14 protein-coding genes are annotated in these 15420 nt (G+C 42.5%); 11 read left to right on the top strand and 3 right to left on the bottom strand.

Translation table 11 applies throughout. The annotated features are described in order from the left end of the window. Positions 1 to 67: 67 nt before the first annotated feature. On the top strand, positions 68 to 487 hold the full coding sequence (locus ACOOE0_RS12370; protein WP_420399216.1) for an STAS/SEC14 domain-containing protein: 420 nt from the start codon (positions 68 to 70) through the stop codon (positions 485 to 487). Here ACOOE0_RS12370 and ACOOE0_RS12365 read toward each other — a convergent pair. After that, positions 484 to 2019, bottom strand: coding sequence for an NAD(P)H-hydrate dehydratase (locus ACOOE0_RS12365; protein ID WP_420399215.1), 1536 nt, complete (start codon positions 2017 to 2019; stop codon positions 484 to 486). The two genes, ACOOE0_RS12370 and ACOOE0_RS12365, sit on opposite strands and share 4 nt — an antisense overlap. A 25-nt stretch (positions 2020 to 2044) precedes the next feature. Between ACOOE0_RS12365 and ACOOE0_RS12360 the strand changes: the two genes are divergently transcribed. From ACOOE0_RS12360 to ACOOE0_RS12325, 8 genes are all read left to right on the top strand, one after another. Continuing rightward, a complete protein-coding gene (locus ACOOE0_RS12360; protein WP_420399214.1) occupies positions 2045 to 2209 on the top strand; it encodes a hypothetical protein in 165 nt (54 codons plus the stop codon). Between the two features lie 60 nt (positions 2210 to 2269). Next, positions 2270 to 4714 (top strand): bifunctional aspartate kinase/homoserine dehydrogenase I, encoded by a 2445-nt coding sequence (gene thrA / locus ACOOE0_RS12355; RefSeq protein ID WP_420399213.1) that lies wholly within the window; start codon positions 2270 to 2272, stop codon positions 4712 to 4714. 1 nt (position 4715) lies between these two features. Beyond that, positions 4716 to 5636: a homoserine kinase gene (locus tag ACOOE0_RS12350; protein WP_420399212.1), complete on the top strand. Its 921-nt coding sequence runs from the start codon at positions 4716 to 4718 to the stop codon at positions 5634 to 5636. A gap of 6 nt (positions 5637 to 5642) precedes the next feature. After that, positions 5643 to 6938 (top strand): threonine synthase, encoded by a 1296-nt coding sequence (thrC, locus tag ACOOE0_RS12345; protein WP_420399211.1) that lies wholly within the window; start codon positions 5643 to 5645, stop codon positions 6936 to 6938. Positions 6939 to 7039: 101 nt separating this feature from the next. Further along, entirely contained in the window at positions 7040 to 8125 is a 1086-nt protein-coding gene (gene gcvT / locus ACOOE0_RS12340; protein ID WP_420399210.1) for a glycine cleavage system aminomethyltransferase GcvT, read from the top strand. Beyond that, a complete protein-coding gene (locus tag ACOOE0_RS12335) occupies positions 8125 to 9039 on the top strand; it encodes a glutaminase (protein WP_420399209.1) in 915 nt (304 codons plus the stop codon). The genes gcvT and ACOOE0_RS12335 overlap by 1 nt, the downstream gene beginning before the upstream one ends. A 3-nt stretch (positions 9040 to 9042) precedes the next feature. Next, the gene (locus ACOOE0_RS12330; RefSeq protein ID WP_420399208.1) at positions 9043 to 9864 is read left to right on the top strand and encodes a sugar nucleotide-binding protein; all 822 of its coding nucleotides are present in this window, start codon (positions 9043 to 9045) and stop codon (positions 9862 to 9864) included. A 438-nt stretch (positions 9865 to 10302) separates the two neighbouring features. Then, on the top strand, positions 10303 to 10740 hold the full coding sequence (locus ACOOE0_RS12325) for a hypothetical protein (RefSeq protein WP_420399207.1): 438 nt from the start codon (positions 10303 to 10305) through the stop codon (positions 10738 to 10740). 157 nt (positions 10741 to 10897) lie between these two features. Here ACOOE0_RS12325 and ACOOE0_RS12320 read toward each other — a convergent pair whose 3' ends face one another. Next, positions 10898 to 11332, bottom strand: a complete 435-nt coding sequence (locus ACOOE0_RS12320) for a cupin domain-containing protein (RefSeq protein ID WP_420399206.1) — start codon at positions 11330 to 11332, stop codon at positions 10898 to 10900. 72 nt (positions 11333 to 11404) lie between these two features. Between ACOOE0_RS12320 and ACOOE0_RS12315 the strand changes: the two genes are divergently transcribed. Further along, positions 11405 to 11998: a TetR/AcrR family transcriptional regulator gene (locus ACOOE0_RS12315; RefSeq protein ID WP_420399205.1), complete on the top strand. Its 594-nt coding sequence runs from the start codon at positions 11405 to 11407 to the stop codon at positions 11996 to 11998. 30 nt (positions 11999 to 12028) lie between these two features. Next, on the top strand, positions 12029 to 12394 hold the full coding sequence (locus ACOOE0_RS12310) for a DUF2200 domain-containing protein (RefSeq protein ID WP_420399204.1): 366 nt from the start codon (positions 12029 to 12031) through the stop codon (positions 12392 to 12394). 19 nt (positions 12395 to 12413) lie between these two features. Here the strand turns inward: ACOOE0_RS12310 and ACOOE0_RS12305 are convergent, their stop codons facing one another. Then, positions 12414 to 15377, bottom strand: a complete 2964-nt coding sequence (locus tag ACOOE0_RS12305) for a response regulator (protein WP_420399203.1) — start codon at positions 15375 to 15377, stop codon at positions 12414 to 12416. Positions 15378 to 15420 lie beyond the last annotated feature (43 nt).

Here is a 15420-nt window from a genome sequence, read left to right as displayed (position 1 = left end):
CTAAATTTTTTCTAGCCATTGGGTGTTCCCCATACCTTCGTAATGAGAGACACTATAATTTTGGGGAATGAGAATTGCTTCTAATAAGAAGGCTATAATTGTACGGGAATACCAGTTGGATATCGGAACCGTGCAAGTTTTTGACAACTACATGGTCGCCACGTTTGAAGAAGGGGCCACAATGACGCTGGAACGAGCCTATCAAATCATCGGGATTTCGGAAATACACTTTAGGGATAAGGATTTTGGCTATATCAGCCTACGCAAAAACTCTTATGCCGTAGACCCTACCATCTATAATTATTTAAGAGGCATGCAAAACTTGAAGGCTTTCGCCATTGTTTCCAAAAAGGAAATTGACATGCACAATTTTAAGATAGAGAAGCTTTTCTATAAGAAGAACATGGAGTTCTTTATTGAGTATGACAACGCATTGGCCTGGGTGAAGAAAAGACTCAAAAAAAACAAGAAAAAGGATACTGCTTAAGCTCCTTTTTCTGCTTGAGACTCTGGTCTTTTAAAAAGTTCCAAATACGCTTTTCCAATATTTTCAATGATTCCCGTAGCTTTAAGGGCATCGTAACTTACCAAGGAAGCACCAATATCTCCTGCTAACCCATGCAGATAAACCCCTAGTACTGTTGCTGGGAGCGGGTTATACCCCATGGCCACCAAACCGGTTATCATTCCTGTTAGCACATCCCCGCTACCAGCAGTGGCCATTCCAGGATTTCCAGTACTGTTCACATACCCTTTTCCACCATAAAGTGTGATGGTATGTGCTCCTTTGATCACCAATACAATGTCATGCTTGGAGGCAAAAGTCTTGGCTTTATCCAATTTGTCAAAATCATCCTTCCACTCCCCTATCAAACGTTCCAGTTCTTTGGGATGAGGGGTTAAAATGGACTGCTTGGGAACGTCTTTCAACAATTTGGGGTTTTGGGACAAGATGTTCAAACCATCAGCGTCTATTACCAATGGAAAATCAACTTCTTTCAGGAATTTCCCAAAGGCTTGAACAGTCTCTTCCTTGGTTCCCATCCCCATTCCAATGCCTATGGCATTAGGCGTGAATGGGATTTTGATTTCAGAAATGTAATCATCCTCGGCATCTGTAAGTACCATGGCCTCTGGCAGGGCCGTTTGTAAAGAATGATACCCACATTCAGGTACAAAAGCAGTGGCTAAACCAGCTCCAATGCTCAAGCAAGCATTAGCTGCCATCTGAACCGCTCCAATTTTACCATAAGCCCCTCCTACAATCACCGCATGACCATAGGTCCCCTTATGGGAAAATTTAAGTCGTGGTCGGTAAATGGGTTGCACATCAAACTGGGTCATGAACTCATAGTCCACCTCTTCCTTGACCAAAAATTCAGCATCAAGACCTATGTCCAACAGCTCCCATTGATTCTGGTAGATACCGGTTTCCGGTAAAAAGAAAACCAGTTTGGGTACTTGAAAACTGAGTACGTAACTGGCCCGTATCACATGATTGGCATTCCAAGGCATCCTATCACTGGGCAATCCCGAAGGAATATCCACAGAAAGTACAAAAGCCTGGGAGGCATTGATATGCTCAATGAGTTTACCCACCCATTCACTGGGGGGCCTGTTCAAACCAATCCCAAAAATGGCATCAACAATGATATCATTGGGTGATATTTCAGGCATCACGCAATCGTCATTAAGAAATTCAGGCCAAATTTTGCGGTCTTTTAATCGCTCCAGATTCAACAAGAAATCCTTGGAGCGCTTTTCACTGTAATTGACCACATGCACCTGTATATTATAGTCCGCCTCCTTGAGCAGTCTCGCCAAGGCAATTCCATCCCCCCCATTGTTGCCAATACCGCAAAACAATTGAATAGTGACTTCAGCTCCCTGCAATCGGGAATGAATCCACTCAAAAAGTTGGGTAGCAGCCCTTTCCATTAAGGAATCACTGGGAATTTGCTGTTTTTCAATTGTGAATTTGTCAGCCTTATAGATTTGGTTCGCGGTAAAAATTTTCATTCAACAAGAAAAATTAACAATTGCTATGGATTTCGTAAAAATTTTAGAATCATTTGAGGAAGCTACCAAAAGTACTACTTTTGAACCTGATTACTGTACAATGCAATTTAAACAAACGGATATTGAACCCTTCAAGATGAACACTTCTTCATCCATCTTCGCTTTGACTACCATCACCCCTTTGGGGTAGTCTGTATATTATTTCCGTCCGTCCTTAAATTAATTTCAACATTTTACAACCACATTAATCATGAAAGTCCTAAAATTTGGTGGTACCTCAGTCGCCAATCCAGAAAATATAAACAAGGTAAAATCCATTGTCCAAAACAGTTCCAACGAAAAATTAGCGGTGGTGGTCTCCGCACTTGGAGGTATTACCGATGTGTTACTGAGCACACTGCAGCAAGCATCCGAACAGAACGATGCATACAAATCAGGCTTGGAAGAAATTGAACAACGCCATATTGAAGTCATCAAGGCATTGATTCCCGTGCAAAACCAAAGTGCCATCCTCAGTAAGGTTAAAAGTGACCTGAACATTTTGGAAACGCTCTTGGAAGGCTCCTTTCTCATTGGCGAGATAACACCCAAACTATCCGATAAAATCGTGAGCTACGGGGAATTGCTTTCCTCCTATATCATCAGTGAATTTTTTAAGGCCGAAGGCCTTGATGCTACTTTTAAAGATAGTAGGGAGTTGATCATTACCGACAATTCTTACGGAAAAGCCGTGGTCAATTTTGAAAAGACCAATGCCAACTGCAAGGAATACTTCAAAAATGACAAACATCAAATCCATATACTGCCCGGCTTTGTAGCTTCAAGCACTGATGGAAATTCCACAACCTTGGGTCGTGGGGGTTCCGACTACACGGCTGCGATTGTTGCAGCGGCCGTAGATGCTTCCTTTTTGGAGATTTGGACAGATGTCAGCGGCATGTACACGGCCAACCCCAGGTTGGTAAAACAAGCTAAATGTGTGGCCCATATTAGCTATGAAGAGGCCATGGAACTCTCCCATTTTGGAGCCAAAGTGCTTTACCCTCCCACTATACAACCTGTGTTGGGCAAGGAAATCCCTATTGTCATCAAAAATACATTTAGCCCCGACGATGAGGGTACCATGATTACCAAAAACACCAATGGAGGTGGAAAAACCGTTCGTGGTATTAGCCATGTGGGCAACATTAGTTTGTTGTCTTTGGAAGGCCCTGGCATGATTGGAATTCCAGGAATTTCCAAACGCTTTTTTGAGACGCTTTCCCTGGAGAATATCAGTGTGGTTTTGATTACCCAAGCCTCCTCAGAACATAGCATCTGCGTTGGAATAGCTGATGAAGATGTGGAACGTGCTGTGGAAGCAGTCAGTGAGGCCTTCGAATACGAAATGGCCCGAAAAAAAATCAAGCCGGTCATAGTTGAAAAGGACCTGACTATTGTTGCCCTGGTTGGCGACAATATGAAGAGCCATCAAGGATTGAGCGGAAAGATGTTCAGCACCTTGGGAAAAAACAATGTGAACATCCGAGCAATTGCCCAAGGGGCCTCGGAACGAAACATTTCTGCGGTTATCAAGAAAACCGATGTGAAAAAAGCCTTGAACTCCCTACATGAGGAATTCTTTGAAGAGAACATCAAACAGCTGAACCTCTTTGTAATGGGGGTAGGAAATGTTGGGTCCAAATTCTTAAAACAGATCCAGCAGCAACATCAATACCTGAAGGACGAACTGAGATTGAACGTCCGGGTTATCGGAATCAGTAATTCCAGGACCATGGCCTTTGATGAAAACGGGATTAATCTACAAGAATGGGAATCTGTGCTGGCCGATGGCCAAAAGGCGGACAAGGAAAAATTCTTTGACAGGGTTACCGAGCTCAACTTCCGAAATAGTGTATTCGTGGATAACACGGCGAGCGACGAAGTTGCCAACAGCTATCCGAACTATCTAAAAAATAGCATCTCTGTGGTGACCTGTAACAAGATTGCATGTTCTTCGGATTATACTTTATACAAGGAATTGAAGCAACTGGCCAAAAAATACAATGCACCATTTTTATTCGAGACCAATGTTGGGGCCGGACTCCCCATTATAGACACCTTAAAGAACCTGATTGCCTCCGGCGACAAGGTAAACAAGATACAAGCCGTACTTTCTGGGAGTTTGAATTTTGTCTTCAACAATTTCAATGACGAAGTCACTTTCCATGATATCGTAAAGCAGGCCCAAGAGGAAGGCTATACTGAACCCGACCCCACTATAGACCTGAGCGGAATTGATGTAATGCGGAAAATATTGATTTTGGCTCGTGAAAGTGGCAATCAATTGGATATTGAACAAATTGAGAACGAAGCATTTCTACCTCAAGAAAGCCTGGACACGGATTCCAACGATGCCTTTTTTGAGTCATTGAAGAAGCATGAAGATGGGTTCCAGCAGCTTTTCAAGGAAGCCAAAGATGTTGACAGCAAGCTTAAATACGTAGCCCAGTTCGAAGATGGGAAAGCCAAGGTGGGATTGCAAAAGATTCCAAAAGGACACGATTTCTATAATCTAGAGGGAAGTGACAATATTGTGCTGTTCTTTACGGAACGCTATCCCAACCAACCTATGATCATAAAAGGAGCAGGTGCCGGAGCAGATGTCACAGCTTCGGGTATCTTTGCGGATATTATCAGAATTGGAAACTTTTAGGATGGAAGAAATCAAAGTTTTTTGCCCGGCCACTATTGCCAATGTTTCCTGTGGATTTGATGTGTTGGGACTGGCCTTGGATTCCGTTGGGGACGAGATGGTTGTCCGTAAGATTCCTGAAAAAGGTATCAAAATCATCAAAATAGAAGGTCAGGATTTGCCCTTGGAAACGGAAAAGAATGTTTCTGGAGTTGCTGGATTGGCTTTATTGGAACACAGCAACTATGAGGGTGGATTCGAGATAGAGATTGACAAACGAATCAAGCCTGGAAGTGGTATTGGCAGTAGCGCCGCAAGCTCAGCAGGGGCGGTTTGGGCCATGAACGAATTGTTGGGCAAGCCATTTTCCAACTTAGAGTTGACCCAATTTGCCATGCAGGGAGAAAAATTGGCAAGCAGTGTGGCCCATGCGGATAATGTGGCTCCGGCCATTTATGGTGGCTTCACCTTAGTCCGTAGTTATGAACCCTTGGATATCGTTTCCATTCCCACTCCTGATGAGTTGTTTGCCACGGTAATTCATCCGCAAATAGAAATTAAAACATCCGATTCCCGAAAAATCCTAAAGACCAAACTCACCTTGGAAACTGGGATTCGGCAGTGGGGTAATTTAGGTGGATTGGTTGCCGGACTGTTCCAAAGCGATTACGACCTGATTGGTCGTTCCTTGGAAGATCATGTGGTAGAGCCTATTCGTTCCATTTTGATCCCTGGTTTTGATGCCATCCGCTCCAATGCACTGCAAGCAGGTGCCCTGGGTTGTGGAATTTCCGGTTCAGGCCCCTCCATTTTTGCGCTAAGTAAAGGGAAGACCATTGCTGAAAAAGTGGCCGAAACCATGCATAAAACATACAGTTCCATTGGCATCGATTTTGACATTCATGTTTCCAAAGTAAATACCCAAGGGGTAAAACCACTCTAATTTTCCATGAAGTTTTACAGTCTAAACAACCCAGAAAATCAAGCAAGTTTCAAAGAAGCCGTTATTGCTGGAATTGCGCCAGACAAAGGCCTTTATTTTCCAGAGAAGATAGAAGCTTTACCTACTGATTTTTTTGACCAAATAGAGACCTTATCCAACCATGAAATTGCTTTCCAGGCCATTCATCAGTTTGTAAAGGATGATATTGAAAATGAAACCTTACGGGAAATCATTGCCAATGTGCTTGATTTTGATTTTCCAGTGGTGGAAATCGAGGAAAATGTGGCCACTTTGGAACTTTTTCATGGCCCCACCATGGCCTTTAAGGATGTAGGTGCTCGATTTATGGCCAACTGCTTGGGCCATTTCTCCAAAGGAGAAAAAACGGAGGTAACCGTTTTGGTGGCCACTTCCGGGGATACAGGAGGTGCGGTAGCCAACGGTTTTTTGGGAGTGGATGGCGTGAATGTGGTCATCCTGTACCCTAGCGGAAAGGTATCGGACATCCAAGAACGGCAACTGACCACCTTGGGCCAGAACATCGTGGCCATGGAAGTGAACGGGGTGTTTGATGATTGCCAACGTATGGTAAAAACCGCTTTTCTGGATACCGAAATCACTGACCACAAAAAATTAACCTCGGCCAATAGCATTAATATTGCCCGCTGGTTACCTCAGTTGTTCTACTTTTTGTTTGCCTATAAACAGGCCAAATCCCAGGGAAAGGAAATTGTGTTTTCCGTGCCTTCCGGAAATTTTGGGAACATCTGTGCCGGAATGGTTGCCCAAAAACTGGGCATGCCCGTAAAGCATTTTGTAGCAGCTACCAATGCCAATAAAGTGGTCCCAAATTTCTTGAAAAATGGCGTATACGAGCCACTACCTTCTATTGCAACCATTTCCAATGCCATGGATGTGGGAGACCCCAGTAATTTTGTTCGTATAAGACATTTGTATCAAGATGAATTGAGCAGTTTGCGAAATAATCTTTCCTCCTATTCCTTTTCGGATGATACTACTAGAGAGATTATGAAAACCATCCACCAAAATTCGGGATATGTGGCAGACCCACATGGGGCCGTAGGATACTTGGGGCTAAAAGAATATCAAAAAGTCAATCCGGACACCTACGGTATCTTCTTGGAAACCGCCCATCCCGTCAAATTTTTGGATGTAGTAGAGGAAACCTTGGGCTTAACCCCAGCTATTCCTGCCCAAATTCAAAAGGTGATGGACAAGGAGAAAAAATCCATCAAAATAGATAATTACGAAGGCCTGAAATCCTATTTATTGGGCACCTAACCGACCCATCTTCCAGTTAACACCATATTGTTTAAAAGATTCGGAATTTTTAGGTGTTTCTTTCCCGAATTCGAATAAATTTACCCCGTAAACTGGACATAATGAAATCAACTGCATTAACTGAAACCCATATTGCTCTTGGTGCCAAGATGGTTCCCTTTGCAGGGTATAATATGCCCGTTTCCTACGAAGGGGTAAACGTGGAACATGAAACCGTGCGTAAGGCCGTTGGGGTCTTCGATGTTTCGCACATGGGTGAATTTTTGATAGAAGGGCCGAAGGCCTTAGAGCTTATCCAAAAAGTAAGTTCCAATGACGCTACCAAGCTTACCGTGGGCAAGGCGCAGTATAGCTGCATGCCTAACGAGACTGGAGGAGTTGTGGACGATCTGATCATCTATGGGGTAAAGGAGGAAACCTATTTATTGGTGGTCAACGCTTCCAATATTGAAAAAGATTGGAACCACATTTCAAAATATAATGAGTCCATTGGGGCAGCGATGAAAAATATCTCTGACGACTATTCCCTATTGGCCATTCAAGGACCAAAGGCTGTAGAGGCTATGCAATCGCTATCTTCCATTGACCTATCGGAAATTAAATTCTACAACTTTGTGGTAGGGGATTTTGCAGGGATTAACCACGTTATTATTTCCGCTACGGGTTACACAGGTTCAGGTGGGTTCGAAATCTACTGTAAAAACTCCGAAGTGCAACAAGTGTGGGACAAAGTCCTGGAGGCGGGATCCGATTTTGGCATCAAACCTATTGGCTTGGCCGCTAGGGATACGCTCCGATTGGAAATGGGGTATTGCCTTTACGGAAATGATATTGATGACACCACCTCTCCTTTGGAGGCTGGTTTGGGTTGGATTACCAAATTCACAAAGGATTTTGTGAACAGCGAGGCTTTGGCTGCCCAAAAAGAAGCAGGGGTCGCTCGCAAATTGATCGCTTTTGAACTTCAGGAGCGAGGTATTCCTAGACAGGGCTATGCCATTGTGGATGCAGATGGTAACGAGATTGGAAAAGTGACCTCTGGAACCATGTCTCCTTCCCTTTCCAAAGGGATTGGATTGGGATATGTGCCGAAAGAGCATTCCCAAGTGGATACCGAAATCTACATCCAAATCCGAAAGGCACAAGTAAAAGCAAGCATCGTAAAACTTCCATTTTATAAGGGATAATGATAGATTTTCAGCCCATATTAGACCAAATCCATACGAACATTCAACAATGTTCAGATAAGGGTCGGGTGGCTGACTACATCCCCGAACTTTCCAAAGTGGATGCCAATAAATTTGGCATTTCCATTTTGGACAGCAATGCCCAACAATTTTCGGTGGGTGATGCGCAGGAACGATTTTCCATCCAGAGTGTGTCCAAGGTACTTCTACTCTCCATGGCCTTTGCCAAGGTAGGCGATGCACTTTGGAAAAGGGTGGATGTGGAACCTTCGGGAGATCCCTTCAACCATCTGTCGCTTTTGGAAATGGAAAACGGAATCCCCAGAAATCCCTTGATCAATGCGGGAGCCATAGTGATCTGTGATGTATTGTTGTCCCAATTTAAAAATCCGAAGCAAGAATTTATACAATACATCCGCAATATTGCTGGTGATCCTTCCATTGATTATGATTTGGAAGTGGCGGAGTCCGAAAAAAGAACGGGGTTTAGAAATTATGCTGCGGCCAACCTCATTAAATCCTTTGGAAATTTGGAGCATGATGTAGAGGATGTCCTCGATTTCTATTTCCATTCCTGCGCCATTGCCATGAGCTGTGAACAGCTGGTGAAGGTGTTCTATATTTTTATGAATCGGGGCAATTGTCTACAAAACAATAACTATGTCAGTCTATCTCAAGTAAAGCGTATCAATGCAATTATGCTCACTTGCGGCTTTTATGACGAGGCCGGGGAATTTGCCTTTGAAGTGGGTTTACCCGGCAAGAGTGGTGTAGGTGGCGGTATCGTGGCCCTATTGCCCAACCATTTTTGTGTGGCCACCTGGTCGCCTGGACTCAATGAAAAAGGAAATTCCAAGCTGGGGATGCTGGCGTTGGAGCAATTAACAACCGAAACCGGTTTGTCAATTTTTTAGTTTTTGGATAAAAAGAAGATACTCATACTGGGAGCTAGCGGCTTTATTGGCAATGCCATTTATAAAGAGCTCTGCAACTATTTCAACACCTTTGGCACCTATTGCCACACCACCATCTATAGCGATAATGGGCAATTTCTCCGATACGATATGCGCGAGGACGATATTGTGCAACTACTGGAACACGTACAACCGGATTTTATCATATCCGCCCTTCGAGGCGAGTTTGCTGCTCAGGTACAGGCTCATGAACATATGATGGAATACCTCATCAAAAACAAGACGAAGCTCTATTTTATTTCCTCGGCCAATGTGTTTGATGCCTACAGCAAATTCCCATCCTATGAGTACGACAAAACCTTGTCTGAAAGTGTATACGGTCGGTTAAAAATCAAGATTGAGAATATGATGATGCGGTTACCCAAGGAAAAGACGGCTATCCTCAGGGTACCCATGGTCTTTGGAAACACCTCTCCACGAGTTAAGGAAATCAAAATGCATTTGGAGGCTCATGAACCCATCGAAGTATTTCCCAACCTCATTGTCAACGTCACCAACGATGACCGGCTGACCCAGCAAATCCACTACCTCATCAACAGGGACAAAACGGGCATTTTTCATTTGGGAAGCAAGGATTTGATTCAGCATGAAGAGTTTATCAAAGAAATCATTAAGAAAATGGGGAACTTCCACCCTATTTTGAAGCGGGTGTTCACGACCAACGAAGACCGATATCTGGCCGCCCTACCAAAGCATAACAAACTCCCTAAAAACCTTCGGGTCAAATACCAAGAAATCATAGACCATCATATTCCCGTTGACTAATCCTAAATTTTAAATGCTAAGTTTTAAATTGAAACCGATTCAACATTTAGAACTTAGAACTCAACATTGAAAATCAGAAATCAGACTTCAGTTATCAGACCCCTTCACCCTTCACCCTTCTCCCTTCTCCCTTAACCCAAGACCCAAGACCCAAGACCCAAGACCCAAGACCCAAGACCCAAGACTCTTAACCTAAAAAAGTTCAAGTTTAAACCCAAGTTCAATTTTCCATTTTCAATTCAACATTTAACTCTTAGAACTCAACGTCGAAAATCAGAAATCAGACTTCAGTTGTCAGACCCTTCACCCTTAACCAAAGACCAAAGTCCAAAGACCCAAGACTAAAGACTAAAGACTAAGTTTCAACTTTCCATTTCCCATTTTCAATTATCTTATCTTTAGACAGTTCCGTTTTAACCAGATAACCACCTTTGACCAATGAACACCAGAAAAATCGTTGCAATCATATTTATCGGTATTTCCCTAATCTTGGGAGTGCTTTATTATTTAGGCATTCAGATTCCAGATAGTGTTGAAGGGTATTTTGAAAAGGAATACTACAACCAGTTCGGGCCTTTGGCTATAGCGGTGGAGCTTTTGGTGGCGGGGGTCTACCTGTTCAAAAAACATCCCAAGGCCAATTTTGCGCTGGCTCTCTTCGGATTTACAGCTGTTTTGGATCCCATTTTTAATCTTGCAGGACTGTTTACCAGTATGGTGCCCATTTACGCCATGGTCCTCTTTACACTCTGCGCCGTGATTGCCCTTTGGCTATCCTTTACCAATACTTTTGAGCTGGGAAAAATTTCTTTTTTTGGTGCGTTATGGGGATTTGTTTTGGGAAATGCCGTTGAGCTTTTCTTCAATTACTGGTAATGATTTTAAATGTTGAGTTTTAAATTAAAATCCATTTAACACTTAAAATTCAAGCACAAGTTCAATTTTCCATTTTCAACTTTCAATCAAGTATTCAGCATTAAAAATTTAGAATTCAAAATTTGGAATAGGCATCCTAATAATGGAAAAAAATAATCTAAGCCTTAATCACCATATCAAAGTCCGCTGCAGTAGCAATGACTTTCCCGATGATTTCTGGAGCAACGGAGTTTTCTTGGGACTTTTCCTGTTGGGCAGGTAAGCCCATTTGCTCAAAAAACTCTCGAAATCCTTTAGGACTGTGAATGTTGATCCATTTGCATGGCGCATCGCTTTTGTTCCCGAAGGTATGTAAGGTTTTGGGGGGAATATCTACAGATTCCCCAGCCTTTACATTCCTTATTTCCCCATTGACCATGAACTCCATTTCCCCTTCCAAAATCAAAAAAGACTCTTTATACGAATTGTGTAAATGCGGCGGCGGCCCAGGTACATGAGGTGGTGTTTCGGCATACATTAGATCATAGTCCCCAGTGGTATCATGAACGGTTACCTTATGTCCCAACACCCATTTAGTGTTCGAATTTTCCATTTTATAAGACGTTTGTCTCACAAACATAGAAGATCTTTTTGGTTTTTCAAAAACTTATAAGATATTTGTCTCATGAACAAGGAATATATCCAAACGGGGCGCACCAATCAAAAACTTGAAACCAGGGATAAAATCTTGAAGAGTGCCCATTACTTCTTAAAAAAGGGAAAGAGTTTTAATCTAGAGAATGTCGCTCAAAAGTCAGGGGTATCACGGGCAACGATTTATAGGTATTATTCCAATGTGGAAATCCTTACCACAGAGGCCAGTTTGGATATCAATACCCTCGATTCTGAAGCTATTTTGGAGAATTACCAAGACAAAAGTCTTGAAGAAAAGGTCTTGGGCATCCAAGATTATTTTAATAGACTTTCCCTGGACAATGAACCCTTATTCCGTAGGTATTTAAGTGCAGTGATCGTTCCCTCCACTTCCAAATCTGTTCGTGGCGCTCGACGCATCAAGGCCCTGCATTTGGCTTTGGAAAAAGAAAACCTGCCCCTCCAAGAAAAAAAGGATTTGGCCAACCTGCTTACCCTTTTTATGGGTATAGAGCCCTTAATCGTAACCAAGGATGTGGCCGGATTGAACAACAATGAATCCCAAAGAATGCTGAAAAGGGGCATGCAATTAATTCTTAAGGGTTATCTTTCAGAGAACAAATAGATTTCCAACCCTTTAAAGGTCAACGTGAAAATGGCAACAACACCAGAACATGATCAGCGAATGGCCAACATGACCTTTACCTCCGTATACCCGCATTATTTATCCAAGGTGGAAAAGAAAGGCCGTTCCAAGGAAGAATTGCATCAGGTGATTACCTGGTTAACGGGTTATGATGAAGTTACCCTGCGGAAACACATATCGGAAAAGATCACATTTAAAGAGTTCTTTGCTCAGGCAAGCTTGAACCCCAACGCCCATTTGATCAAAGGGGTCATTTGTGGATACCGTATTGAAGATATCACCACACCCCTTACCCAACAAGTTCGCTTTTTGGACAAGTTAGTGGATGAACTTGCCAAAGGGCGTAAAATGGAGAAGATTTTGAGAGTCCCGTAGATGGTTTTATGCAACCTTCTCAATTACTTTCGACATAATCCGAAGGCGAGTGTCCAAACTCCTGCTTGAAGACCGTGGAAAAATAGGCAGGTTGGTTAAATCCTGTGGCATAGGCCACCTCTGCAATGCTACTATGTCCTTCTTCCAACAATTGAGCTGCAAGCTTTAAGCGTTGGCTTCTAATAAATTCCGTTGTGGAAAGTCCGGTTAGCGCCTTTAACTTGCGATGCAGGTGCATACGACTCAGGCCAACCTGTTCCGCAAAAGTTTGGGCATTAAACTCTGGATTGGTCAGCTCCGTATCCAATATGCGCTGAATTCGGTTCAAAAGCTCTGTGTCCACACTGGTAAGCTCAATATTCTTGGCTTTAAAAAACGGTTGGTTGCCAAATTTTTCCTGAATGGCTGTTCTGGTGGCAATCAACTTGTCGATAACCACTCTTAATTTCTCTTCCTTAAACGGCTTTACCATATAGGCGTCCGCACCTGTTTTAAGTCCTTCCAGCTCGTTTTCCTCCCCAGATTTTGCAGTCAACAATATAATTGGGATATGTGAGGTCCTTTCATCGGTCTTAAGGGTATTGCTTAATTCGATTCCATTCTTTATCGGCATCATCACATCGGAAATAATCAAGTCAGGGATAGTTTCCAATGCAATGTTCTCGCCTGCCTCGCCATTTTCCGCCTCCAATATGTTATACTCCTTTTTAAACAGAGTTTTGATAAAAAGCCTAATTTCTGAATTGTCATCCACAACCAGAAGTACAGGTAGGGAGTTTGCTTCAACATATTCGTGGTCCGTATCTGGCTCGATGCCCAAATCAGTATTGTCTCTTTTCAGACTTGACAGCACCTCTTCCTCTGCCACTATCTCTCCTTTGGAAAAGGCATTTTTTGAAACTGGCAATGTTACCTCAAATGCCACAGTTGCGTCATTGGGTTTGTATGCGCGTACCGTTCCCTTTGCAAGATTTGCCAATTCCTGAACCAACGAGAGGCCTATACCGAAACCTTGATTCATCGTATTGGTTTGGTAAAAACGGTCAAACAAGAGCGGTAGTTCTTTTTCTGACAGATCATGATTTTGGTTGATCGTGGTAATACTCAATTGCTCCCCGTGCTCAACAGCCTTAAATTCGATTTGACCTTGGTGTTGATTGTACTTAATGGCATTGGACAGGAGATTCGCAACAATTTTTTCCACCACATCCCTATCAAACCATACCTTGCCAGGGACATTAATCTGACTAATGAAAACCACATCGGTTTGTTGGGCTCTATACTGAAAAGGTTCTATCAAATGCGTCATAAAAAGTTCCATATTCCCCTTGGAGACGCGAAGCTTTCTGTTACCTGCTTCAATTTTGGACAGATCCAATATTTGATTTACAAGTTTAAGTAAACGGTCAGCATTGCGTTGGATCAATCCTAAATCTGTTTTATCATCCACAGAAAGTCCCTTTTTGGACAATTGATGTGCAACAGGGCCTGAAATCAAGGTCAAGGGTGTTCTGAATTCATGGGAAATGTTGGCAAAAAACTTGGATTTGGCCGCTTCCAGTTCCTTTAGCCTTTGATTGGTTTTTTGTTTGTTTCGAAAAAGAAAAAACAAGGTGATAAATGCCAATCCCAAAACTGAAATACTGCCAACGAACAAATTCCGTTGATTTTTGGATTTTTCTTCGGCCAGTTCCGATTGGGATGTCAGCAGTTCTATTTCTTGCTGTTGTTTGTCTGTCTGATATTTTTTGTTGAGTTCCTCAACTTCTAACTCGTTTTGGGATTCTTGTACAATGGCTTCCAATTCCATTTGGTTTTCAAGCGCCATCAAAGCATTCTTGTAATCCTTACTGTCTTTGTAAGCACCATATAGTCCTCGATAGACGTTGAGAAGCTGCATGCGCATGGACTCCTCATTACCATCCGCTTCAATGAGTTCCAAAGCTTCCTTGAAATGGGCAATGGCTTTTTGATACTGCTTTTTATGCCAATATAAATCTCCTAGGTTAATCTGGTCAGTAGCCTTACGCACTCCTGACCCAGAACTTTCTGGAATTCCAGAAGCTTTTAAAAGGTATTTTTCAGCATTTGCAAAATCATTAAATTCCAAGTAGGTTTCACCCAATCTTCCATAAATACTTCCCAGGATTCTAAAATCTCCGTAAGATTCATAATACTTCTCAGCATTAAGTAAGTGTTCAATGGCCTTTTCATTCTCCTGTATTAGGTCGTAATATGTGCCTAGGGCCAATTCACCATAGTGAACACCCTCTTCCAATCCCAATGTTTCATAGATTTCAATACTTTTTTCAATATAGGGTACTGCTTCCGGATTTCTTAGTTCAGAATAGATCATACCTATATTGGTATAGGCGGCGGCCAATGATTTGTCCATTTCATTCCGGGATGTATAAATAGAATCCAGTTTTAAATAATACGTAAGAGCTTCTGGGTATTCCGTAAGCTCAAAGTGCTGGTTTCCCAACAAGATGTATATGGAAGACAGGGTTCTCCAATCGTCAGTTTGTTTCGCATTGAACAAGGCCAACTGCGCATACTTTTTGGATAAGGAGTCGTTTCGTCGGATGTTATAAATCACTCCTATCTTCTTATAGCAGTCCGCCAAATAGGATTTATTTTGAAGCTTTTCAGCTATTTTGGAGGCCTTTTCAATATGGTAAAAAGCACTATCAATGTCGGATTTGGCAAATTGATAACGCCCACTTAGGGATTGATAGAGATACTCGCCATTCGCATAGTTGTTTTTCGCGGAAATCTCTCGAATGTTTTTTCGATAGCGGTCTGCGGAATCGGGGGAAGCATAAAGGTAGGCCACAAAAAGCTGCTCATTAATTTCTACTGATTCCTCAACATTGGTATTTCCCTTGAGCAATTGTTTCAAGGAATCAATTTCCTTTTCGGTTTGACCCCACGATATGGAAAAACCAAGGAATAGGAGGGTTATGGAAACTACATGCTTCATTTTAAGGTTGAATCATAAAAAGGTACAAAAACCATATGAATGG

This window comes from Flagellimonas sp., from assembly GCF_965215805.1.
In the GTDB taxonomy this organism is placed as follows: domain Bacteria; phylum Bacteroidota; class Bacteroidia; order Flavobacteriales; family Flavobacteriaceae; genus Flagellimonas.
Note: the sequence above shows the minus strand (reverse complement) of the source record. Positions and strands in the feature narration are given on the sequence as shown.